This window comes from Kitasatospora sp. NPDC028055 (genome assembly GCF_040637885.1).
Classification (GTDB): Bacteria; Actinomycetota; Actinomycetes; order Streptomycetales; family Streptomycetaceae; genus Kitasatospora.
Window position 1 is genome coordinate 33,350 of sequence record NZ_JBEZXE010000017.1, and the last position, 21,734, is coordinate 55,083.

The window sequence follows — 21,734 nt, forward strand, 5'->3', positions numbered from 1 at the left end:
GGGCGGGCTGGTCCGCCGGTTCGCCTACCCCGGGGGGTGAACCCGGGGTGAGGCGGGGCCCACCGGGGTGGGGCGGGCCGGTGAAAGAGGGGCCCGGCCAGGGCGGGGCGAGTTGCGGGGAGTGACGGATGACCGGTTCATAGTCATGTGGTGGTTCGGACGACACGTGACGACGGGGCGGTCAGGAGGCAGGCGTGGCACTGAGTCGGCGGACGCTGCTGGCGGCGGTGGTGGCCGGCGGTGCGCTGGCGGGGTGCGGGGCGGGGCGGGGCGCGGAGGGTGGCGGGGCGGCCCTCGCACCGGCCAGCACGGTCGCGGGCTCGCCGGAGGCGCCTTCGGTTACTCCTGCGGCGACTCCTTCGGGTAGTGCCTCGGGGACGCCCTCGGGCGCGGCGTCGACCGCACCGTCCGTCGCGGCCTCACCGTCCGTCGCGGCCTCGGCGGCCCCCCGGGAGCCGGGCCGGGCCGAGCTGGTCCAGCGCTACGCGGCCGTGGCGCCGACCGCATGGGGAGTGGACCTCCCCGGGGTGGTCACCGGGCTGCCGGAGGGCCAGCGGGCCACGGCGCTCACCTTCGACGCCTGCGGGGGGCCCGGCGGGAGCCGCTACGACGCCGAGCTGATCGACTTCCTGCGCGCCCACGGCGTCCCGGCCACGCTGTTCCTGAACGCCCGCTGGATCGACGCCAATCCGCACATCTTCGAGCAGCTCGCCGCCGACCCGCTGTTCGAGATCGGCAACCACGGCACCGTGCACCGCCCGCTCTCGGTGACCGGCCGGTCGGCCGAGGGGATCGCCGGTACGGGCGGGGTCGGCGAGGTGTACGACGAGGTGGCGGGCAACGCCCACAAGCTGACCGAACTGCTCGGGCACCCGCCGCGGTTCTTCCGCTCCGGCACCGCGTACTACGACGACGTCGCCGTCCGGGTGGTCGCCGACCTGGGCGAACGGATCGCCGGGTTCACCGTGAACGCGGACGGCGGGGCGACCCTTCCGGCCGCCGAGGTGCGGCAGGAGGTGGCATCGGCGCCGCCGGGGGCGATCGTCATCGGGCACATGAACCAGCCGGGCCACGGCACCGCCAGCGGGGTGGCGGCGGCGCTGCCCGGGCTGCTGGCGGCGGGGCGGCGGTTCGTCCGGTTGTCCGACGTGCTGTGAGCCCCCGGGGGGCGGGGGCGGGGGGCCGGGGCTACGCCAGGCGGAGGCCGCTGGGGTGCTGCTCCTCGATGATGTCGACCAGCCAGTCGAAGACCGTCGGGCCCTTGCCCGCCCGGGCGGCGGCCAGCTCGGCCGCGACCTGCTCGCGGTTGGTGGGGTGGACCCGGGGGAGCTGCCGCTCCAGCTGGCGGACCGTCTCCGGGTAGCCGAGGGCGCGGCGGGAGGCCTCGTGGTCGCGCCACTCGATGACGTAGTCGTCGTCGTCCGGCGTGCCGAAGCCGCCCCTCAGGCAGTCGGCGAAGGCGTCCAGGTTGCGGCCGAAGTAGCCGTCGGTGCCGATCTTCCGACCGACCTCCGCCCAGAAGTCCTCCAGGCTGCCGATCTTCCCGCCGTCGAGCACATAGGTCACCGTCACGGGGACGAGGATATGCCCGGGCGGCGGACCGCCGGGTGACGGGAGGTTACGGCTCGACGGCGATCGCGGTGGCGAGCAGCCCGTCGCGCACCGCCCAGCGGCCCTCGAAGCCGTCCAGGCGGCGGCCGCCGACCACCGGGCCGGGGACCAGCAGCCGGGCGGTGAAGGTGCCGTCGGGGGAGAGGTCCAGCTCGGCCTCGTGGAAGTCCAGCCACAGCAGGGTGAGCGGGAACCAGGCCTTGTAGACCGACTCCTTGGCGCTGAACAGGATGCGGTCCCACGGCGTGTCCGGGTGTTCGGCGGCGAGCTTCGCCAGCCGCTCCTGCTCGACCGGCAGGGCCACGGACTCCAGCACGCCCTCGGGGAGCGGCAGCGCGGGCTCGGCGTCGATGCCGACCGAGGCCAGGGCGCCGGCCCGGGTGACGGCGGCCGCGCGGAAGCCGTCGCAGTGGGTGAGGCTGCCGATCACGCCCTCCGGCCAGCTCGGCGCCCCGCGCAGGCCCGGGACGAGCGGGCGGTACGGGACGCCGAGGCGGGTCAGCGCGGTGCGGGCGCAGTGCCGGACGGTGGTGAACTCGCGGCGGCGCTTGTCCACGGCGCGGGCGACGGCGGCCTCCTCGGCGGGCTCCAGCCGGGCCTCGGGCGGGTCGTCGTAGGCCACCTCGGTCACCACGACGTCCGGCAGCAGGTCCCCGATCATGCGTTCCCCCCTGGGTCGGCGAGCGCGGGCGGCGGGCCGCGCGGAGCGAGCCTAACGCGGGCGGGCGGGTCCGGTCCGTGATCTTCGGCAAATGGGGCTGCTCGCGCAGCGCCGGGGGCCCGGACCGGGGCCGCCCGCCCGGCGGCGGTCACTCGGGGGCGGTCACTTGGGGGCGGTCACTCAGCGGCGGTCATTCGGAGGAGGTGGCCTCCCGGGAGGTGCGCTCGGGCAGTGCGGTGCCGGGCGCCGTCCTCGGGCTTGGGCTGGGACGAGCCCTGCTCGGGTGCGGGGCGGTGGCTACTGCCCGTCACTGTCCGAGCAGGCGGGCGAAGTCCAGTCCGAGGCTGCCGAGGACGGGGAGTGCGCCGAGGTCGGTCACGCCGCCGACCGGGATGCTGTAGCCCTGGTTCACCTCGCGGGTCGCGGGGGAGGAGGCGGCGAGGGCCGGTGCGGCGACGGCCGTTGCGGCGAGGGCCGGGGTCAGGGCGGCGCCGAGGAGCAGGGCGGCGAGGGCGGTGCGCATGGGGCGGTCCTCCGGGGCGGGCGGGCGTGTGACGGCCTGTCAACACCGGGTGTGGCGAGGCGGTCACGCATCTTCGCCCCTTCGGCTGCATTGGTAAAGATCCTTGACTTGTGTTCATGGCAACACCGGAGAGGTCTGGACCATGCCGAGGAGGAGCGCATACGTTCCCTTCACCGGGTGGGCATCGGATCGTCGGATCGGTCGCCGAACTGCACTGCGGCCTCGGTGACTTCTGGCTGTCATGCCCATGACCTTTCCCGGAACCGTCGAACCGGAGGGAACGAACCATGCGCGCCATCGGCAAGAACCTCAGGCTCCTCGCGGGCGCCCCGCTCGCCGCCGCCGCCCTCATCGCCCTGACGGCCGGCTCCGCCAGCGCCGCGATACCGATCAACAAGCCGATGACCGGCAAGGCCACCTACTACACCGACGCGGGCTACGGCGCCTGCGGTACCCAGATCAACGCCTCCAGCCAGATGCTGGTCGCCGTCTCGCACACCTGGTGGACCACCGCCAACCCCAACAACGACCCGGTGTGCAAGGGCATTTCGGTCAAGGTCACCTACCAGGGCAAGACCATCACCGTCCCGGTGAAGGACCAGTGTCCGTCCTGCGACTCCACCCACATCGACCTCAGCCAGCCCGCCTTCGCCAAGCTGGCCCCGCTCGACAAGGGCGTGATCAACGGGCTCACGTGGCAGTTCGTCAAGGCCGGGCTGAACGGAAAGACCGTCGAGCTGTCCGAGCCCGTCACCGGCTCGACCATCGGCTGAGCGACGGCTGACCGGCGGCCCAGCTCGCCGGGCCCGTCCCCGCCGCTCGTGCGCGTTGGTGCGCCTGAGTGCGGGGGTGGGCCCGAAGCCGTCAACTCCCGTCTGCGGAGGGGCCCGAGGCGGCGTCCGCAACGCCGATCCGCGGGGCCATGGCGAGCAGCAGCTGGACCGCCGGGGAGGCCGTCCGAGGGTGGTGGGCCAGGCCCAGCGCGACCGTCGGCACCGGGCGGGCCAGGCGGCGCAGGCTGACGCCGGGGATCCGGAAGACCCGGGCCCGGCCCTCCGGGATCGGCGCGATGCCGTGGCCCGCCGCCACCGCGAGCAGCAGCTGCTCGTCGTCCGGCTCCTCGCGGACGATCCGGGGCGGCCGGTCGGGCCAGAGTTGGCCGGTGATCGACGCGTGCATCCCGGGCCCGTTGTCGCGCGGCCACAGCACCACCGGCTCGTCCCTGATCGCGCCCCGGTCGAGCCGGCCGCGGCCCCGGGCGAGCGGGTGGCCGCTCGGCACCGCGAGCAGCAGCTCCTCCTCGGCGATGACCCGGCAGGCCAGCTCGGGGACGTCCAGCGGCGGACGGACGAAGGCCGCGTCCAGCCGCCCGGCGAGCAGCTCCTCGACGTTGAGGGCCGTCCAGCCGGTCTGCAGGGCGACGTCCACCCTGGGGTAGCGGCTGCGGAACTCGCCCATCAGGGTGTCCGAGACGCCGCCGCGGGCCGAGCGGGTGTACGCCACCCGGAGGCTGCCCTGCTGCCCCCGGGCCACCGCCGCGATCCGCCGGTCGGCCTCGGCCACCTGGTGCAGCAGCTGCCGGGCCTCCTCGGCGACCGCGCCGCCGATCGGGGTCAACGTGCAGCCCCTGCTGGTGCGTTCGACCAGCTGCACACCGAGCTGCCGCTCCAGCGCCTTGATCTGCTGGCTCAGCGCGGGCTGGACCACCCGCAGTCGGCGGGCGGCCCGGGTGAAGTTCAACTCCTCGGCCAGGACGGCGAAGTAGCGCATGCGACGGAGGTCCACCGGCCGATGATAGGCCCGCCGGGGTGGTCCGGCGCCGAGCCCGCGCGCCGCCCACCGGCGGTGATAAGGGCGCCTTATCGCCGGGGGACGCAACCGGTCTTGGACGCCTCGCCGCCCGCCCCGCTTTCCTGGAGTCCGGCCGCCGCGACCGGACCGGCCGGCGGGCGTCGGGAGGAGGGGATCACCGTGGGCGTTGGCGTTGATTCGGGTGTGGACGTGGATGCGGACCCGGGCCCGGATCCGGGCGTGGGCCCGGGCATGGACCTGGACGTGGTCGTGATCGGCAGCGGAATCATCGGGCTCACCACGGCCCTGCGCCTCCAGGAGCAGGGCCTGCGGGTCGGGGTGGTGACGGCGGACGGGCTGCTGTCCACGGTCTCGGCCGTGGCCGCCGCCGTCTGGTACCCGGTGGGCGTGGAGCCGGGCGACCGGGTGGCCGCCTGGTCGGCGGCCACCTACGCCGAACTCGCCCGGCAGGCCCGGGCCGGCGTGCCCGGCGTCGTCCTGCGCGACACCTGGATGCCCGCGCTCCGGCGCCAGGACGCCGGCATCCCCTGGTGGGGCGCCGGCGTCCCCGACCTGCGCCGACTGGAACCGGCCGACCTCGCCCCGGCCTACGCGGACGGCTGGCGGTTCACCGCCCCCACGGTCGAGATGCCGCGCTACCTGCCCTGGCTGCTCGGCCGCTTCCGCGACGGCGGCGGCAAGGTGCTCCACCGGCGGCTCGACACCCTCCGACAGGCCGGCGCCTGGGCGCCCGTGGTGGTCAACGCCTCCGGCCTCGGCGCCCGGCTGCTGTGCGGCGACGACGCGGTGCGGCCGGTGCGCGGCCAGCTCGCCCTGGTGCGCAACCCCGGCCTGCGGGCCTCGCTGCGGATCCAGGACGAACCGGCCGGGTACACCTACGTCCACCCGCGCAGCCGGGACGTCGTCCTCGGCGGCACCTTCGAGGAGGGCAGCTGGGACCTCCGCGGCGACCGGGCGGCGGCCGAGGCGATCCTGGCCCGGTGCGCCGCGCACGTCCCCGAGCTGCGCGGTGCCGAACTCGTCGGCTGGCCGGTCGGCCTGCGACCCGACCGCAGGGGCGGGGTGCGGCTGGCGGCCGGGGAGATGGCGGACGGGCTCCGGATCGTGCACAACTACGGGCACGGCGGCGCGGGCGTCACGCTGAGCTGGGGGTGCGCGGACGCGGTGGTGGAGCTGGTCGGGGCAGGCGCCCGGATCCGATGATTCGCCCTGCGGGCTGCGGTCGTCGATGACTAGACTCCCGGTCCGTCGTGCGGACGTTCCGTACCGAAATCCAGTCCCGCGGAGGAGTCTTGGCCTCGATCACCCTCGACGCCGAGCGCCGCGTCCGCGCCGACGCCGGACGCGTCCGGATCGCCGCCGTCGACGCGCTGCGCTCGCTCGGCTTCCAGGTCACCTCGGAGCAGGCCACCGTGGTGGAGGCCCGGCGCGGCTCGGCCGTGCGCTCCGCGATGCTGCTGCCCGACGAAGTCCCGCTCGCGGCGCGGCTCCAGTTCGCCGCCGCCGACGGGCACGGCACCACGGTGTCGGTGCACCTGACCGACCGGGCCGTCTCGGTGGTCGCCCTGGGCGTGCAGTCCCCGTACGTGACGGCCTACCAGGGCGCCCTGTTCGCCCTCGACCGGGCGCTGGGCGGGCTCGACCCCGAGGCGGCGGCCGGCTTCCCCCAGCCCCGCTGGTGGACCCGGGCACCCGAGGCCGAGGCGCTGGCCCGGCACCACCAGACCGGGCAACGGGTGGTCGGCGGCGTCACCGCCCTGATCAACGACCGGCTCTCCGGCGGCCCCAGGGCCACCGGGCCGTCGTTGTGGGGCGGCGTCCAGGGCGCCGTCTTCCACTCCCGCGAGGGCGTCCTCGCCCTCGACCGGGCGGCCCTGGCCGGGCTGCTGGCGATCCCGGTGATGATGAGCAGCCGGCCGGACGGCGTGCCGGAGCCGCTCGGCGCCGAGGTGGCCCGGCTGGCCGCCACCGTGGAGGGGAGCCTGACCGCGGCCGGGTTCGGCGTGGTGGACGTGCGGATCGGCAGCGAACAGCGCCCCGCCTTCGAGTTCCTGTACCGCCAGTTCGGCATCCGCTGCCGGTTGCCCGTACGGACCCTGTGCACCTGCCGGGACTGCCGGCAGACCAAGGTGGTGAACCTGGACCTCCAGCGGATGCGGGAACGACGGCGGCGGCTCAAGCTCATTACCAGCGTCGTCCGCGCCGGCCACGGGAAGAACGGCGAGATCAACCCGTTCGCGATGATCGGGGCGTTCCTCCAACAGGGCAAGGTGGAACCCGACTTCATCTGCTCGCGCTGCGAGAGCACCGCGGCCGACGAGCACCCGGTGACCTTCTGCCCGGGCTGCGGGGACATGCGTACGGAGGGGGCGCTGCTCAGCTGCGGTGAGTGCGGGTACGACTTCGAGGCGCTGGTGGCGGGGCTGGCGGTGTGGGGGGCGGCGCCGGTCCCGGTGGTACCGCCGGCCCCGGTCGTACCGCCGCCTCCGGTGGCGCCGCCGCGCCCGGCCGTTCCGCCGATGCCGACGGCTGCGCCGATGCCGGCGCCGCCTGCTGCGCCGCCCGTCGCCCCGCCCGGGTTCGGCCCACCGCCCGAGGGGTACGCCCCGCCGTTGCCTCCGACCTGCGGGATCTGCGGCGGTAGTTACCCGGTGCTGTGGTCGGTGCAGGTGCTCGACGGCGCCAACCCCCGGCCGCTCACCGTCTGCCGCACCTCCCCGCAGTGCTCACCGCCCTCGGTGGTCCCCCCGGCGCGGCTCGGCACCTGAGCCGGGAGGGTTAGGTGGAGCGGTCGCCGGACCGGCCGGCCGGAGCGACAGGGGGGCGGGGATGAAGGGGATCAGGTTCGAGGCGTGGCGGGGGTCGCACTACGTGACGCTGGCCGAAGTGCTGGCCCGGCTGGGGGACTCGGCCCGGGAGCTGCGCTGGAGGTTCGAGTGCGATGAGCAGTGGGACCTCACGGCGGAGCTTGAGCGGCGCTCCGAGGGCGAGGGCATGGACACTGCGACGCTGCTCGCCCTGGTCTCCCCGGGAGTTCAGTTCGTCGACGCCGAGGCCACCGGGTTCGCCGAGGGCGGGCCGGTGGTGGTGCTCACGGAGTTCGACAGCACCCTGTGGGAGGTCCGCGCCGCCGACGAGCGCGTGCTGGCGGGACTCCGGCGGCACTACCCGGATGCCGTCGACCTCTGATCGGATGTGGCCGGAAAGGGGCTCCTCGGTGCGGTTCTCGGCGAGGCTAGGCTCCTCGGTGCCGACGGGGGAGGCGACCGGGCCGACCCCCCATGCGTGAACGGGGACACCTTGATGCGCACCATCGCCAAGCGCACCGTGCAGGGCTTCGCCGCTGCCGTGCTCGCCCTCGGCGGCATCGCCGCCACGGCGGGTACCGCCAGTGCGAGCACCGACACCTACTGCCAGCACGGGACGTGCATCACCGGCACGAACACCTACAACTCGTGGGGCCAGTACGGCACGGTCGAGATCTGCAACCACCAGTCGTCCGCCAACGACTTCGTCATCTGGATCAAGGACGACGCCAGCGGCAACACCATCGCCTCCGCGACCACACCGCTCCTGTACCCCGGCGACTGCTTCTCGCACGGCGGCTACACGACCAACTCCGGCGACGCGATCCAGGTCTTCGCCCGCTCGGGCAGCCTGTGGTCCTACGGCACGGACCCGATCTACCCGAGCTGATCACCGGCTGCCCCGTGTCCGTGGCCGGGCCCGCGCCTGCGGTGCCGCAGGCGCGGGCGGGGGGTCACAGGTGGCGTTCGACGGCCTCGAAGATGTCGGCGTCGGTCTCCTGCTGCCACTTGGGGAGGTCGTCCCAGTCGGCGGTGTAGGCGGGCTTGGGGTCGGCGATGCGGTGGTGGATCTGGGCGATCCAGCAGAGGGCGACGAACCGGCCCTTCTGCTCGCGGCTGAGGTTCGAGGTGGCGCCGCCGCTCACGGTGATGAAGTCGCGCACCTGGCCGAACACGGCGGCGGCAGCGGCCCGCTCCCAGTCGGGGGTCTCCTCCCAGGGGGAGACGTAGCCGGGCTTGGGGTCGCCGGGGAAGTGCTTGCGCACCCCGGCGATCCAGGCCTCGCGGAAGATCCGGCCGTCCTCGGTCATGGGGGATTCCTTTCGTCAGTCGGTGGGTTGGAGCGCTGAGATGTGGTCGTGAAGCGCTGCGATCCGGTGGTCCCGCATCAGAGGTGCGAGGTGCGGTTTGAGCCCGTCGAGCTTCCTCGCGATGTAGCCGGATCTGGTCTCGTCGGCCAGAGCCATGGAGGCCTCGCTGAAGTGAACGACCTGTTCGATGTCGCCGCTGTGAGCGTTGAGCGTGGCGAGTTCGGCGAGGACGGCGCCACGGCGTCTGGGAGACCGACTCGTCTCCAGTGCGTTGAGTAGGGCCTGTTCGGCAAGGTCGGGTCGGCCGAGAGCGAGGTAACAGGTGCCACGCTCCTCAGCGAGGCGGGTGCCGTCGAACCGCAGCCAGCCCCCGTTCTGGATCGGGCCGCTCAGGCCGGTCACCTGCTCGGCCTCGGCAAGTGCGCGGTCGCAGGATTCCAGTTGTCCGAGGCCGGCGTACACCTGCGCCTGGACGACGGCGACCCAGTGACGAGTGGAGAGTTGGTCATCCCCCCGCTGGGCGATCCGCGACGCGGCGGCGAGGATCGGTTCGGCTGTGGCAAATCGACGTTCGGACAGTTCGATGAAGGCGTGACGGGTCAGAGCGCAGGCCCAGAGGTCATAGTTCGACGCTTCGCGAGCGGCCGCTGCGGCAAGGGTGTAGCACTGTGCGGCATCCGTGTAGTGGTTGGCATCGAAGAGGATCTCGCCGGCGAGTTGGTAGAGGTTGGCCGCCACCTCGCAGATTGGCTTCCGTTCGCTGTCCGAGGTGATTGAGCGGAGCCCGGCTGTGAGAGCCACCAGCTGATGCCGCACCAGTGGATAGACCGCTTGCTTGTTCCGGGACGAGGAGAAGGCCTGCCAGAGATGGGCGCTCATCAGGCTGTCAGCATGGAGTGACGGGATGGGAGCTGCTGACGCCGGTGTGTTCCCGCCAGAGGTGAACGTGATCAGGGCCCCTGTCGCCGCAATCAGCCCGAGGGCCTCGCGTCTCTTCATATCGTCACTTTCGTCGATGGACGAAGGGATCGTCTTGCGAACCGGCGACTTGGGCGGCGGGTTCAGGAGGCCGTCCAGTTCAGAGGTGGTGACCTTGAGGAGCGCTGCGAGCTTTGGCCTCTGTTGAGGCTGGGGGTCGGCGTGTCCGCACTCCCAGCGGGTGACGGTGGAAGTAGCAACTCCAAGATCGGCAGCGAGCCTTTCCTGACTGTAGCCCAACTCCCTGCGCCTTTGGGCGAACAGGTTGCGCTTGCTGCTCATCCGTCCCAGCTCCACGAGTGCCATCGTTCCCACCCGTGCGTCTGCGACGCCTGGGTAACGCCTGGAAAGTGCGGTAGGTCCGCTCTGGTTGAAGGTAACGCATTGTCGTTCACTGGTCACGTGCTGCTTTGAGTGCTGGCTTGAGGGCCGTGCCTCGCAGTGCTTCGGTTCGAGACTCCGATGGCCGAGGGGCTGTTGATGATGAGTGGACTTCTTATCGCCGAGCGGGCGCCGAGGCCTGCGACTGCGATGTTGCCGTACCGGGCGGAGGCGGTGGGGGAGGCCCGGCGGATGGTGCGGGGGAAGCTGGCGGAGTGGGGGCTGCCGGAGTTGGTCGAGCCGGCGGCCCTGGTCGTCAGTGAACTTGTCACCAATGCGGTGAAGACCGGGTGTCTGGCGCGGATGACCGTCACCGTCCGCAGGCTCACCGACCGGACCGTGCGGGTGGCGGTGCGGGACGGGTCCCGAACCCTGCCCGTGCTGATGGTGGCGGGCGAGGACGAGGAGGGGCACCGGGGGCTCGCTCTGGTTCACCACGTGACCGGCGGGCGTTGGGGGGCCTCCGTGGAGGCGTACGGGAAGATCGTGCATGCGGACCTGACGGTGGTGGTCCCTTGACCGGAGAGGGGAGTTCGGGTGATGCCGATGTTGTACGTGGTGGTGTGTGCGGCCGGAGTGGCGGGTGGCGTGGGCGAGTTGATCTCCGCCGCGCAGGGGCGGGGGTGGTCCGTCGGGGTGGTGGCGACTCCGTCGGCGACGGGGTTCATCGACGTGGAAGGCGTGGAAAGGCAGACGGGTTTCCCGATCCGCTCCGCCTGGCGGAAGCCCGGGGACCCCCGGCCGTTGCCCGATCCGGACGCGCTCGTGGTCTCGCCCGCCACCTTCAACACGATCAACAAGTGGAGCGCCGGGATCTCGGACACCCTCGCGCTGGGCATCCTGTGCGAGTCCTACGGCTGGGGGATCCCGGTCGCCGTCCAGCCCTGCCTGAGCGCGGCCCAGGCGGCGCACCCCGCGTACGGGGAGAGCCTGGAGCGGCTGCGCCGGATGGGCGTGCGGATCGCGGAGTTCACCCCCGGGTCGTACAGCTGGACCCGAGCGCTGGACCTGTTGGAGGACTGACAGGGTGGCTGGTCCGGCAGCCCGATCCTGGCAGTGTGCCGCTGTTCCCCCGTGATCGGCCCGGAGTAGCGTCCGGGCAGGTCGGCGACGGTGTTGGGAGGTTCCGGTGGCAGCGGTCAACGGCGAGGTGTCGTTCTGGTACGCGGCGGAGGGGGTGCCGCAGCCCGGGCCCGCGTTGCCGGGGGGCGCCGACGTGGACGTCTGCATCGTCGGCGGCGGGTACACCGGGCTGTGGACGGCCTACTACCTGAAGAAGGCCGAACCCTCCCTGCGGGTCGCCCTGTTGGAGCGCCGCTTCTGCGGCTACGGCGCCTCCGGGCGCAACGGCGGGTGGCTGTACAACGGCTTCGCCGGGCGCGAGGCCTTCGCCGGGAAGTACGGCCGGGGCCGGGCGGCGGCGATGCAGCGGGTGATGGACGCGGCGGTCCGGGAGGTCGTGGAGACCGCGGCGGCCGAGCGGATCGAGGCGGACGTCCGCCAGGGCGGCGTACTCGAAGTGGCCCGGAGCAGGCCGCAGTTGGAGCGCCTGCGGGCGTTCGTCGAGACCGAGCGCGGCTACGGCGAGGGCCGGGTGGAGGAGCTCTCCGCGAAGGAGGCGGCGGAGCGGATCAACGTCACCGAGGTCCGGGGCGGTGCCTGGTCCCCGTACGGCGCCCGGATCCAGCCGGCGAAGCTCGCGCGGGGCCTGGCTCGGGTGGTGCGGGAGTTGGGGGTCGAGGTGTCCGAGGGGACGCCCGTCACCGGGATCCTTCCCGGCGGGGGTGGCCGCCGCCCGCGCGCCGTGACCCCGTACGGCACCGTCACCGCCGACCACGTGCTGCGCGCCACCGAGGGATTTACCGCCGGGCTGCCCGGCGAGCGCCGGACCTGGCTGCCGATGAACTCGGCGATGGTGGCCACCGAGCCGCTGCCCGCCGAGTTCTGGGCGGAGGCCGGCTGGCACGGCCGGGAGGTGCTCGGGGACTTCGCGCACGCCTACATGTACGCCCAGCGGACCGCCGACGACCGGATCGCCCTCGGCGGGCGGGGCGTGCCGTACCGCTTCGGCTCGCGGACGGACTCGGACGGCAGCACCCAGGTGGAGACGGTGCGCCAACTGCGCCGGATCCTGAACGACTTCTTCCCCGCCGCCGCGCACGCCCGGATCGACCACGCCTGGGCCGGGGTGCTGGGCGTCCCCCGGGACTGGTGCGCGACGGTGGAGCTGGACCGGGCGAGCGGGCTCGGCTGGGCGGGCGGGTACGTCGGCAGCGGGGTGACCACCACCAACCTGGCCGGCCGTACCCTGCGCGACCTGGTGCTGGGGCGGGACACCGAGCTGACCGCGCTGCCCTGGGTGGGGCACACCGTGCGCCGCTGGGAGCCGGAGCCGCTGCGCTGGCTGGGGGTGCAGGCGATGTACGCCGCCTACCACGCCGCCGACCGGCAGGAGGCGGTCGGACGGGCCACCACCTCGCCGATCGCCCGGGTGGCGGACCTGGTCTCCGGGCGAATCTGACGGGCCGTTCGGCCGAGGCGTGCGGCTGGTCTGCCAGGAGGCCCGCCGTGCGCCGCGCACCGTTGGGGCGTGCCGAGGAGAACCCTGACGGCCGTCCGCTCCGCCCCGCTGCCGGACCGTGGCGGGCACGACCTCGCGCCGGTGCTGGGGGCACCCGGTCGCTTCTGGGTGAGCACCCTGCACGGGCTGTGGCGTTACGACCCGGCCGCCGACCGGTTCGCCGCCGTCCGACTGGCGGATCCGGCCGACGAGCGGGACGTCAAGACCCTCGGCGACGATCCCGGTACCGGGCGGCTGCTCAGGGTGGCGCCGGACCACTCCGGGGCCTGCGACTGGTGCACCTCGGTGATCCGGCTGCACCGCCCCGAGGGGACGTGGAAACTGCCCGGCACGCAGCTGTACAAGGCGCGCTGGTGGGGCGGCCGGTAGCAGATCCGTGACGGACGGTAGTCGATCTTGGTCGGCGGGTCGGCGATACCACCCGTTCTGCTTACCGCGTTCGGCTGATGGGGCATATTGTGTACCCCCGCAAACTACTCCAATGGAAGTCAGTTTCCCGTCAGCGTCCGAAAACCATCTGCGGACCTGCGCCGACTGGGATAGCGTCGAAGCCGTCGGGGGGCCGACACCGATCAGGTGTATTCGAACGTCAGCTACCGGGCCGTAATGGCCCGAATTGGTCCTGGAGAAAAGCATGCGGAATTCCCCGGAGGAAAGCCGGTCGGACGTCATCGACGATCTGCAGCTCGCGGTCGACTCGCTGGCGGCCTTTCCGGCCCGGAATGCGGCCGGAACGGCGGACGTGACCGAACGGCTCGCGGCGGTCGCCGCGCTCTGCCGGTCGGTCGACACGGTGCTCGACAGCCTGGTCGTGCAGGCGGCCGCCGAGGCGGCCGAGGAGGGCTGGACCGCGGCCCGGATGGCGGCCGAACAGTCCGGCTACTACGCCAGGTTGCAGCGGGCGCTGCTCCCCTCCGCTGCCGTCGCCGGGCTGACGGAGCAGTGAGCGCCCTGCACCCGGGCGTGCACGTGCTGTCCTGCTCCACCCGGTGGAGCGACGTCGACGAGAACGGGCACATCAACAACGCCAGGCTGGTCGGCTACGTCCAGGAGGGGATTTACGACCTGTTCCGCCACCACGCGACCGCCGTCCGGCAATCGCTGTTCCCGTCCGGATTCATTATCGCCCGGCACGAGATCGATTACCTGGAACAGTTGCACCACCGCCCCGAGCCTTTGTCGGTGCGGCTGACGGTGGAACGGCTCGGGCGGAGTTCCGCCCACATCGAGGTGAATGTCTGCCGGGAGCCGCTCACATTTATGCGGGCGCGGACCGTGGTGGTCGCGCGGGACCGGGAAACCGGGCGTTCGCGCAAACTCAGCCAGAACGAGCGGCGCTTTCTGGCGGCGTTTATGTCGGTCTCGGCGGCCGGCTCGGTGCTGGACACGGCGCGTGGCGACCGCGGGGCTGTCGGCGCCGCTGCGGCTGCGGCTGCTGGGTCCGCTGGGTCTGCCACGGCTGCTGGGGCGGCTCGGAGGCAGGCGCCGGTGCAGGGCTCGGGGCCGACCCCGGTGCGCTGGGTGCCGGTCCGGTCCGGTGGCGGGGTGGGCTCGCCGCGCGGCCCGCGTCGGCGGTGCCGCGCCTCGGCGAGCTGAACCGCCCGCCGAACCGCCTCCTGAACCGCCTACCGACCGGTGGGCTCCCGTGCCGGTGACGGCACGGGCCGGCGGCGTGATCGACAACGGCGTCGATCCGTCCGTCCGGCCCTCCCGGCCGGTTCTCGCCGGCCCTCCCCGCCCGGCCCAGCGCGGCCGGCCCATCCCGCCCAGCCCCTGCCGTCCGGCTTCCTCCGCACCGCCCGGGTACGGCGCCAGGGTTCCGTTCGGGACCACCGCCCCCACCCGCAGCGGCGGGTCCGCCCGGTCCGGAGCGCAGTACGCTGAGCAACACGGGAACCGGTACGTCCCCCGGCGGTCACGGGCCGCGACCAGCAGCCTCCCTGGCCCATCGGCCGCCGACCCGGCCCGGTCCCGCCGACCGGAAGGAGGACGCGATGACCATCTCCTGGGAGGACTTCCGCGCCCGCGTCGTGGAGCGCGGCGAGTACCGGGGCGAGGCGGAGGCGGACCACGCCATCCGGGTCGTGCTCGGCCTGCTGGGCGAGCACCTGGTGGGCGGTGAGCGCGGCGAGCTCGCCGCGGCGCTGCCCGAGACGTACGCCTCGCTGCTCCGGGACGCCCGGCCCGCCGCCGAGCCGCTGACCGCCGAGCGCTTCGTGGAGGCCGTGGTGGGCTGGATCGACGGCGCCACGACCGCGACCGCCCAGTGGGACATCGGGGCGGTGCTGAGCACCCTGGCCGATCTCGTCCCGGGGGAGCTGGTGGACCGGGTGGTCGAGCAGCTGCCGGACGGCTACGACCTGCTCTTCGGCCACCCGCTGCGGGCCTGAGGACGCGCTAGCGGCCGGTGGTGGCCCGGAACAGCTCGGCGCCCGGCCCGGTCAGCTCGACCGGCCCGGCGCCCGGGCGCAGGTAGGCCGAGGCGCCCCGGGGCAGGTCGAGGCCGGGGTGCCCGGGGGCGTGCAGCCGGGCCCGGCCGGCGGTGCAGAGCAGGATCTGCGGGGTGGGCAGCTCGATCCGGACGGGGGCGGCTGCCGGGTGCAGCCGGGAGAGTCGGAACTCCTCGGCAGGGGACGGGAATTCGTCCTCGACGGCGGTCAGCGGGCGGGCCTCCAGGACGGACGGCCGGGCGGCCCGGAAGTCGGTGACGGCCAGCAGCCCGGCCACGTCGACGTGCTTGCCGGTGAGTCCGCAGCGCAGCACGTTGTCCGAGTTGGCCATCAACTCGACGCCCACGCCCCGGAGGTACGCGTGCGGCACCCCGGCGGCGAGGTACAGCGCCTGGCCGGCGCCGAGCCGGACGTGGTTGAGCAGCAGCGCGGCGAGCAGGCCCGGGTCGCCGGGGTACTCCTCGGCGAGCCGGGCGTAGGCCGCGCAGGTGTCCGCATGGGGTCCGCCGGAGGCCGCGGTACGGCGCAGCGCCCCGGCCACGGCGGCGAGTTGGGCGGCGTCGGCGCCCAGCGCCCGGCGCAGCAGCGCGGGCAGTGCCTCGGCGGCGGGCCGCTCGCGCAGGGCGGCCGCCCAGGGGGCGAGCACGCCGAGGGCGTCCAGCAGCCGGGCGGTGGCGGCCGCCGGGCGGAAGCCGCAGAGGGCTTCGAAGTCGCCGAGGGCGCAGAGCAGTTCGGGCTTGTGGGAGCGGTCCTTGTAGACCCGCTCCGGGGCGGTGAGCGGGATGCCCCGGGCCTGTTCGGCGGCGTACCCGGCCTCGGCCTGGGCGCGGGTCGGGTGGACCTGCAGGGAGAGCGCCCGGTCGGCGGCCAGCACCTTGAACAGGAAGGGCAGTTCCGGGCCGAAGCGCCGTACGGTGTCCGGCCCGAGCAGGCCGTCCGGGTCGGCGGCGATCAGCGCGTCGAGTGACCGGCCGCCGGCCCGGGAGGGTGCGCTGGGGTGGGCGCCCATCCACAGTTCGGCCTGCGGGGTGCCGTCGGGGGCGGTGCCGGTGAGGGCGGGGATGGCGGTGGGGGAGCCCCAGGGGTAGTGGCGGACCGGGTTGTTTAGCAGGGCGTAGGGCGGCATGCCAGGGTCTCCCGGGGCTGTCAGCGGCAGAGCGCGGCGGCGCCGATCAGCCCGGCGTCGGTGCCGAGCTCGGCGCGGCGCACGTCCAGGCCTCGGACGTAGGACAGGGCGGCGTAGCGGTCCAGGTGGCGGGCGAGCGGGGCGAAGAGCACCTCCCCGGCGGTGGCGACGCCGCCGCCGACCACCACCCGGTGGAGGTCGACCAGGGCGGCGGTGGCGGCGATCCCGGCGGCCAGTGCCTGGGCGGCCCGGTCGAAGGAGGCCAGCGCGACCGGGTCGCCCACGGCGGCGGAGGCGGCCACGGCGCGGGCGGTGGCGTCCTCGCCGGGCGGGCGCCAGCCCTCGGCGAGGGCCCGGCGGGCGATCGCGGTGCCGCTGGCCAGGCCCTCCAGGCAGCCGCGGGAGCCGCACGGGCAGGGCTCGCCGTCCAGGTCGACGGTGATGTGGCCGAGGTGGCCGGCGTTGCCGCTGGGGCCGGGGCGGACGGCGCCGTCCAGCACCAGTCCGGCGCCGACGCCGGTGGACACCACCAGGCAGAGTGCGTTGGCGGCGCCCCGGGCGGCACCCTGCCAGTGCTCGGCGGCGGCCATCGCGACGCCGTCGCCCGCCAGCCGGACCGGGAGTCCGGCCACGGCCGGGTGCGCGGCGACCTCGGCGACCAGCGGGAAGCCGCGCCAGCCGGGGATGTTGACCGGGCTGACGGTGCCGTCGGCGAGGTCGACCGGGCCGGCGCTGCCGATGCCGACGGCCGTCACGGCGGCCCAGTCGGGGGTGCCGGCCAGCTGGTCCAGCACCTTGTGCACCACGGCGAGCACGGCCGGGCCCGGCTCCCGGGCGGGGGTGGGCAGCTGCAGCCGGTGCCGCAGTCGGCCGGCGCCGTCGACCAGCGCCCCGGCGATCTTGGTGCCGCCGACGTCGACGGCGGCGAACAGGGGGGTGAGCGGCATGGCGGGCTCCCGGAGGGGTCGGCGGCGCCCCGGCCGGGCGGGCCGGGGCGCCTTCACCGTACGTCGGTCAGCGGGCGGCGCTGAGGCGCAGCGTGACCAGTTCGAACGGGCGCAGCGCCAGGTGCACCGTGCCGTCCTCGACCGTCACCTCGCCGCGGGTGCCGTCCCAGGGCCGTTCCAGCAGGTCGCAGGGGACGGCGCCGGCCAGCGGGAAGGAGGTGGTGAGCCGGCCCCGGGCCCGGCCGCCGCCGGCCTCGTAGACCCGGACGACCAGGTCGCCGCTGCGGTCGTCGGCGAGCTTGACGGCGCTGACCACCAGGGCGTCGTGGTCCACCTCGACCAGCGGCGCGACCCGCTCGGCGGTGCCGGTGACCCGGCGCTCGGGCAGGCCGATCCGGTAGCCCTCGCGGACGGCGTCGCCGATCGCGGCGCCGGGGACCAGCGCGTGCCGGAAGCGGTGCAGGCCCTGGTCGGTCTTCGGGTCGGGGAAGCGCGGGGCGCGCAGCAGCGAGAAGCGGACCGTGGTGGTGGTGCCGCCGTCGTCGGCGCGCACGGCGCGGGTGACGTCGTGGCCGTAGGTGGAGGCGGTCACCAGCGCGACGCCCCAGCCGGGCTCGTCCAGGTGGACGAAGCGGTGGTTGCAGGCCTCGAACTTGGCGGCGTCCCAGCTGGTGTTGGTGTGGGTGGGCCGGTAGAGGTGGCCGAACTGGGTCTCGGCGGCGTACCTCTCGGTGTGGACGTCGAGCGGGAAGGCGGCCTTGAGGAACTTCTCGGTCTCGTGCCAGTCGACCTCGGTGTCGATGTCGAGCCGCTGCTCGCCCGCGTGCAGGGTGAGGGTCTGGACGACGGTGGAGGAGCCGAAGGAGCGGGCGATCCGGACCTCGGCCCGGCCGTCGGTGGCTGTGGCGGTGAGGGAGTCGACGCCGGTCAGGTCGGTGACGGTGTTGCGGTAGAACTGGTCCACGTCCCAGGCGTCCCACATGTTGGGGAAGTCGGGGTGCAGCTGGAGCAGGTTGGCCCGGCTGCCGGGGGCGACGGTCTCCCGGCCGGTGGCGAGCTCGACCGCCGAGGCGATCAGGCCGTCGGCGTCGACCACCACCTCCAGCAGGCCGTTGCGCAGGGTGAACCCGCCGCCGTCGAGCGGAGTGACCGTGGCGGCCGGGGCGTCCGTGGCGTCCGTGGCGGCGAGGGCCGCACCGCCCGCTGGGACGGCCGAACGGGCGTGCGGGGCGGCGTTGAACACCAACTCCCGTCCACCGTCCGCCGGTCCGGCCAGCGCCCGCTGGGCCGCGTCGATCAGCTCCTCCAACTCCCGTGCCAGCGCCGCGTAGGTGGCCTCGGCCTCGCGGTGCACCCAGGCGATCGAGGAGCCGGGCAGGATGTCGTGGAACTGGTGCAGCAGCACCGTCTTCCAGATCCGGTCCAGCTGCTCGTACGGGTAGGCGTACGGCTGCTCGGCGTCGGTGTGCAGCGCGCCTGCGCGCAACGCGGCCGTGGCGCACCAGAGTTCGGCCTCGCGCAGCAGGTTCTCGCTGCGCCGGTTGCCCTGCTTGGTCTTCGCCTGGCTGGTCAGGGTGGCCCGGTGCAGTTCCAGGTAGAGCTCGCCGACCCAGACCGGCGGGTTCGGGTACTCGGCCTCGGCCTTGGCGAAGAACTCGGCGGGGTTCTCCCAGCGGACGGTGGCCGAGCCCTCCAAGTCCCGCAGCCGGGCGGCCTTGCCGACCATCTCACGGGTCGTCCCGCCCCCGCCGTCGCCCCAGCCGGTCGGGGCGATCGAGTGCCGGGCCACGCCCTTGTCCTTGAAGTTCCTCGCGGCGTGGGCGATCTCGCTGCCCTTCATGGAGCAGTTGTAGGTGTCCACGGGCGGGAAGTGGGTGAAGATGCGAGTCCCGTCGATGCCCTCCCAGAGGAAGGTGTGGTGCGGGAACCTGTTCACCTGGCTCCAGGAGATCTTCTGGGTCAGCAGCCACTTGGAGCCGGCGTTGCGGATGATCTGCGGCAGGCCGCCGGTGAAGCCGAAGGTGTCGGGCAGCCAGGCCTCGTGGTTCTCGACCCCGAACTCCTCCAGGAAGAACCGCTTGCCGTACACGAACTGCCGGGCCATCGCCTCCGAGCTCGGCATGTTGGTGTCGGACTCCACCCACATGCCGCCGGCCGGGACGAACCGGCCCTCGGCGACCGCCTTGCGCACCCGGGCGTACACCTCCGGGCGGTGCTCCTTGATCCAGGCGTACTGCTGCGCCTGGGACATGGTGTAGCGGAACTCCGGCTCGTCCTCCAACAGGGCGGTCATGTTGGCGGTGGTCCGGGCGACCTTGCGCACCGTCTCGCGCAGCGGCCACAGCCAGGCGGAGTCGATGTGGGCGTGGCCGATCGCGCTGATCCGGTGCGCGGACGGCACGGCGGGCGCGGCCAGGACCGCGGTCAGCTCCGAACGGGCCGCGGCGGCGGTGCCGTTGACGTCCTGGAGGTCGATCGCGTCCAGCGCCCGCTCGACCGCGCGCAGCACCTCCCAGCGGCGGGCGCCGTCCACCGGGAGCTCGGCCATCAGCTCGCCGAGCACCTCCAGGTCCAGCGACAGCTGCCAGACGGTGTCGTCGAAGACGGCGAGGTCCATCCGGGCGAGCCTGTACTGCGGCTGGTCGCCGGCCGTCTCCCGGTCGCCCAACTCGGTGGGCAGGAAGGGGTGGTAGTCCAGGATCACCGGGTTGGCGGCGGCCTCGACGTGCAGCAGCACCTGTTCGCCGCCGGCCGCCGGGGCGGCGATCCGCACCCACTGGTTGCGCGGGTTGAGGCCCTTCACCGGGCTGCCGTCCGGGCGGTAGACCAGGCCCTCGCACTGGAAGCCGGGCATGTTGGCGTCGAAGCCGAGGTCGATCAGCGCCTCGACCGTCCGGCCGGCCCAGGCCTGCGGCACCGTGCCGGACACCGTCAGCCAACTGGTGCCCCAGGGCGCGCCCCAGGCGTCGCCGACGGCGATCGGGGTGCGCGGCGCGGCCAGGCCCTCGGCGACCGGGACGGGCTCGCCGGGGGCGGTCCAGATACCGACCTCCAGCGGGACGGACTCCGGGTAGACGGCCGGGAGGATGCGCTCCTCCAGGACGCGCTTGAGGCGGGACTCGACGAGGGTGCGGTCATCGTGCATGTCGGCAGGCTCCGTTGCGTGCGTGCGTGCGGGAGGGCGGTTGCAGAGGCGGGCGGTGGCGGGGAGGTCGGTCGTAGGGGCGGCGGCTACGGAGAACGTACGTCGGCGGGGTGGACCACCTCGGTGATGCCGCGCGCGGCCAGGTGCGCCGCGTCCCCGGCGCGTTCGGCGAGCACGGCGGTCGGGCGGGCGCCGGCCTCGGTGAGGCGCATGAAGGCCTCGTACACCGGGCCGCCGGGACCGCAGTCCGCGCGGCGCGGGGAGGTGACCGCGTCGCCGGTGGCGACCACCACGGCGGTGCTGCGCGGCTTGGGCGGCTGCCAGCTGCGGCGGGCCGCGGCGGCGGCCTCGGCGAGCCGGGCGCCGGCCGGCTTGACCGTCCGGTCGGTGGTCAACAGGCCGAGGCTGTACTCCAGTTCGGGGAAGTCGGCGAGCGAGCGGTCCACGTCGTGGGAGCACCACCAGGTGACGCCCCAGAGATCCGGGCAGTCCAGCACGGCCTCGACGGTGGCGGCGGTGAACCGGGCCGCGTCCGCGGCGGTGATGTGCGGGGCGGGCGCGCCGACCTCCTGCAGCCAGACCGGGCGGGCCGGGTCCTCGGCCCAGGCCTTGGACAGCTCGACCAGGTACGCGGCGTGCTGGGCGGTGGCGGTGGAGCGGGCGCCGTAGCGCTGGGCGGTGCCGTTGAAGACCCAGGAGTGCACGGCGGTGGCGCCGCCGAGGCGGGCCGAGTGCCAGGGCGTGAAGGGGTGTTCGTCCAGGTACCAGGCCGCGTCGTAGGAGGCGTGCAGGTGCAGCCGCCCGGGCGCGCCCTCCTCGCAGGCGGCGAGCATCCGGTCCAGCCAGGCCTCGGCCTCGGCGGGGGTGCACCGGTCCGGGTCGGGGTGCGGGGCGCCGGAGAACTGGTTGATCTCGTTGCCGAGCGTCATCCCGAGGAAGTTCGGCCGTTCGCGCAGCGCCCCGGCGAGGGTGCGCAGGTAGGCGGCCTGGCCGTCCAGGACCTCGGGGTCGGTGAACAGGTTGCGGCGGTGCCAGGTCCGGGTCCAGGCGGGCAGGAAGTCGAAGCTGGACAGGTGGCCCTGGAGGCCGTCCACCGCGACGTCCAGGCCGCGTTCGCCGGCCGCGTCGACGAGTGCGGTCAGCTGTTCGACGGCGCGTGGGCGGATCAGGGTGCGGTTGGGCTGGAACAGCGGCCAGAGCGGGAAGACCCGGACGTGGTCCAGGCCGAGGGCGGCGACCGAGTCGAGGTCGGCGCGCACGGCGTCCAGGTCGAAGTCCAGCCAGTGGTGGAACCAGCCCTTGCTGGGGGTGTAGTTGACGCCGAAGCGCGGGGCCTGCGGAGTGGTGGTCGCGGTGGTCGGGGTGGTCACGGTGGTCACGGGAGGGCTACCTCAACTGGTTC

The 21,734-nt window shown here is 74.0% G+C and carries 23 protein-coding genes; 13 read left to right on the forward strand and 10 right to left on the reverse strand.

Going from position 1 to position 21,734, the window contains the following annotated elements:
• Positions 1 to 194: 194 nt before the first annotated feature.
• Entirely contained in the window at positions 195 to 1,157 is a 963-nt protein-coding gene (locus AB0F71_RS19070) for a polysaccharide deacetylase family protein (protein ID WP_360235374.1), read from the forward strand.
• A gap of 31 nt (positions 1,158 to 1,188) precedes the next feature.
• Here AB0F71_RS19070 and AB0F71_RS19075 read toward each other — a convergent pair whose 3' ends face one another.
• The 3 genes from AB0F71_RS19075 to AB0F71_RS19085 all read right to left on the reverse strand — a co-directional run bounded on the left by AB0F71_RS19075 (position 1,189) and on the right by AB0F71_RS19085 (position 2,795).
• The gene (locus tag AB0F71_RS19075; protein ID WP_360235377.1) at positions 1,189 to 1,572 is read right to left on the reverse strand and encodes a barstar family protein; all 384 of its coding nucleotides are present in this window, start codon (positions 1,570 to 1,572) and stop codon (positions 1,189 to 1,191) included.
• Between the two features lie 46 nt (positions 1,573 to 1,618).
• Positions 1,619 to 2,272: a 4'-phosphopantetheinyl transferase superfamily protein gene (locus AB0F71_RS19080; protein ID WP_360235380.1), complete on the reverse strand. Its 654-nt coding sequence runs from the start codon at positions 2,270 to 2,272 to the stop codon at positions 1,619 to 1,621.
• Positions 2,273 to 2,579: 307 nt separating this feature from the next.
• On the reverse strand, positions 2,580 to 2,795 hold the full coding sequence (locus AB0F71_RS19085; protein ID WP_360235383.1) for a hypothetical protein: 216 nt from the start codon (positions 2,793 to 2,795) through the stop codon (positions 2,580 to 2,582).
• Between the two features lie 287 nt (positions 2,796 to 3,082).
• Between AB0F71_RS19085 and AB0F71_RS19090 the strand changes: the two genes are divergently transcribed.
• The gene (locus AB0F71_RS19090) at positions 3,083 to 3,568 is read left to right on the forward strand and encodes a cysteine/serine endopeptidase inhibitor (RefSeq protein ID WP_360235386.1); all 486 of its coding nucleotides are present in this window, start codon (positions 3,083 to 3,085) and stop codon (positions 3,566 to 3,568) included.
• Between the two features lie 91 nt (positions 3,569 to 3,659).
• Here AB0F71_RS19090 and AB0F71_RS19095 read toward each other — a convergent pair whose 3' ends face one another.
• Positions 3,660 to 4,580 (reverse strand): LysR substrate-binding domain-containing protein, encoded by a 921-nt coding sequence (locus tag AB0F71_RS19095; RefSeq protein WP_360235389.1) that lies wholly within the window; start codon positions 4,578 to 4,580, stop codon positions 3,660 to 3,662.
• A 216-nt stretch (positions 4,581 to 4,796) separates the two neighbouring features.
• Here AB0F71_RS19095 and AB0F71_RS19100 point away from each other — a divergent pair, with 216 nt between their 5' ends.
• The 4 genes from AB0F71_RS19100 to AB0F71_RS19115 all read left to right on the forward strand — a co-directional run bounded on the left by AB0F71_RS19100 (position 4,797) and on the right by AB0F71_RS19115 (position 8,303).
• A complete protein-coding gene (locus tag AB0F71_RS19100; RefSeq protein ID WP_360235392.1) occupies positions 4,797 to 5,810 on the forward strand; it encodes an FAD-dependent oxidoreductase in 1,014 nt (337 codons plus the stop codon).
• Positions 5,811 to 5,899: 89 nt separating this feature from the next.
• Positions 5,900 to 7,375: a hypothetical protein gene (locus AB0F71_RS19105; protein ID WP_360235395.1), complete on the forward strand. Its 1,476-nt coding sequence runs from the start codon at positions 5,900 to 5,902 to the stop codon at positions 7,373 to 7,375.
• A 61-nt stretch (positions 7,376 to 7,436) separates the two neighbouring features.
• A complete protein-coding gene (locus AB0F71_RS19110; RefSeq protein ID WP_360235398.1) occupies positions 7,437 to 7,796 on the forward strand; it encodes a hypothetical protein in 360 nt (119 codons plus the stop codon).
• Between the two features lie 114 nt (positions 7,797 to 7,910).
• On the forward strand, positions 7,911 to 8,303 hold the full coding sequence (locus tag AB0F71_RS19115) for a hypothetical protein (protein WP_360235401.1): 393 nt from the start codon (positions 7,911 to 7,913) through the stop codon (positions 8,301 to 8,303).
• A gap of 64 nt (positions 8,304 to 8,367) precedes the next feature.
• Here the strand turns inward: AB0F71_RS19115 and AB0F71_RS19120 are convergent, their stop codons facing one another.
• Both AB0F71_RS19120 and AB0F71_RS19125 read right to left on the reverse strand, forming a co-directional pair.
• Complete coding sequence (locus tag AB0F71_RS19120; protein ID WP_360235403.1) at positions 8,368 to 8,724, reverse strand: hypothetical protein; 357 nt, start codon at positions 8,722 to 8,724, stop codon at positions 8,368 to 8,370.
• Between the two features lie 15 nt (positions 8,725 to 8,739).
• A complete protein-coding gene (locus AB0F71_RS19125; RefSeq protein ID WP_360235406.1) occupies positions 8,740 to 9,984 on the reverse strand; it encodes a helix-turn-helix domain-containing protein in 1,245 nt (414 codons plus the stop codon).
• 180 nt (positions 9,985 to 10,164) lie between these two features.
• On the opposite strand from AB0F71_RS19125, the gene AB0F71_RS19130 reads away from it, so the two are divergent.
• From AB0F71_RS19130 to AB0F71_RS19160, 7 genes are all read left to right on the forward strand, one after another.
• Positions 10,165 to 10,602, forward strand: coding sequence for an ATP-binding protein (locus tag AB0F71_RS19130; protein ID WP_360235409.1), 438 nt, complete (start codon positions 10,165 to 10,167; stop codon positions 10,600 to 10,602).
• A gap of 21 nt (positions 10,603 to 10,623) precedes the next feature.
• The gene (locus tag AB0F71_RS19135; protein ID WP_360235412.1) at positions 10,624 to 11,106 is read left to right on the forward strand and encodes a flavoprotein; all 483 of its coding nucleotides are present in this window, start codon (positions 10,624 to 10,626) and stop codon (positions 11,104 to 11,106) included.
• Positions 11,107 to 11,212: 106 nt separating this feature from the next.
• Complete coding sequence (locus AB0F71_RS19140) at positions 11,213 to 12,604, forward strand: FAD-binding oxidoreductase (RefSeq protein ID WP_360235415.1); 1,392 nt, start codon at positions 11,213 to 11,215, stop codon at positions 12,602 to 12,604.
• A gap of 69 nt (positions 12,605 to 12,673) precedes the next feature.
• On the forward strand, positions 12,674 to 13,033 hold the full coding sequence (locus AB0F71_RS19145) for a hypothetical protein (RefSeq protein ID WP_360235418.1): 360 nt from the start codon (positions 12,674 to 12,676) through the stop codon (positions 13,031 to 13,033).
• A 265-nt stretch (positions 13,034 to 13,298) separates the two neighbouring features.
• Positions 13,299 to 13,610 (forward strand): hypothetical protein, encoded by a 312-nt coding sequence (locus AB0F71_RS19150; RefSeq protein WP_360235421.1) that lies wholly within the window; start codon positions 13,299 to 13,301, stop codon positions 13,608 to 13,610.
• A complete protein-coding gene (locus AB0F71_RS19155; protein WP_360235424.1) occupies positions 13,607 to 14,260 on the forward strand; it encodes a thioesterase family protein in 654 nt (217 codons plus the stop codon). Before AB0F71_RS19150 ends, AB0F71_RS19155 begins: the two co-directional genes overlap by 4 nt.
• 398 nt (positions 14,261 to 14,658) lie before the next feature.
• Positions 14,659 to 15,054: a DUF2267 domain-containing protein gene (locus AB0F71_RS19160; protein WP_360235427.1), complete on the forward strand. Its 396-nt coding sequence runs from the start codon at positions 14,659 to 14,661 to the stop codon at positions 15,052 to 15,054.
• A gap of 7 nt (positions 15,055 to 15,061) precedes the next feature.
• Here AB0F71_RS19160 and manA read toward each other — a convergent pair whose 3' ends face one another.
• The 4 genes from manA to AB0F71_RS19180 all read right to left on the reverse strand — a co-directional run bounded on the left by manA (position 15,062) and on the right by AB0F71_RS19180 (position 21,711).
• Positions 15,062 to 16,240: a mannose-6-phosphate isomerase, class I gene (gene manA, locus AB0F71_RS19165; RefSeq protein ID WP_360235430.1), complete on the reverse strand. Its 1,179-nt coding sequence runs from the start codon at positions 16,238 to 16,240 to the stop codon at positions 15,062 to 15,064.
• Between the two features lie 20 nt (positions 16,241 to 16,260).
• Complete coding sequence (locus tag AB0F71_RS19170) at positions 16,261 to 17,187, reverse strand: ROK family protein (protein WP_360235433.1); 927 nt, start codon at positions 17,185 to 17,187, stop codon at positions 16,261 to 16,263.
• 67 nt (positions 17,188 to 17,254) lie between these two features.
• Positions 17,255 to 20,332 carry a glycoside hydrolase family 38 C-terminal domain-containing protein gene (locus AB0F71_RS19175; protein WP_360235436.1) on the reverse strand — a complete coding sequence of 1,026 codons (3,078 nt, stop codon included), beginning with the start codon at positions 20,330 to 20,332 and terminating at the stop codon, positions 17,255 to 17,257.
• Between the two features lie 86 nt (positions 20,333 to 20,418).
• Positions 20,419 to 21,711 carry a glycosyl hydrolase gene (locus AB0F71_RS19180; RefSeq protein WP_360235439.1) on the reverse strand — a complete coding sequence of 431 codons (1,293 nt, stop codon included), beginning with the start codon at positions 21,709 to 21,711 and terminating at the stop codon, positions 20,419 to 20,421.
• Positions 21,712 to 21,734: the final 23 nt, after the last annotated feature.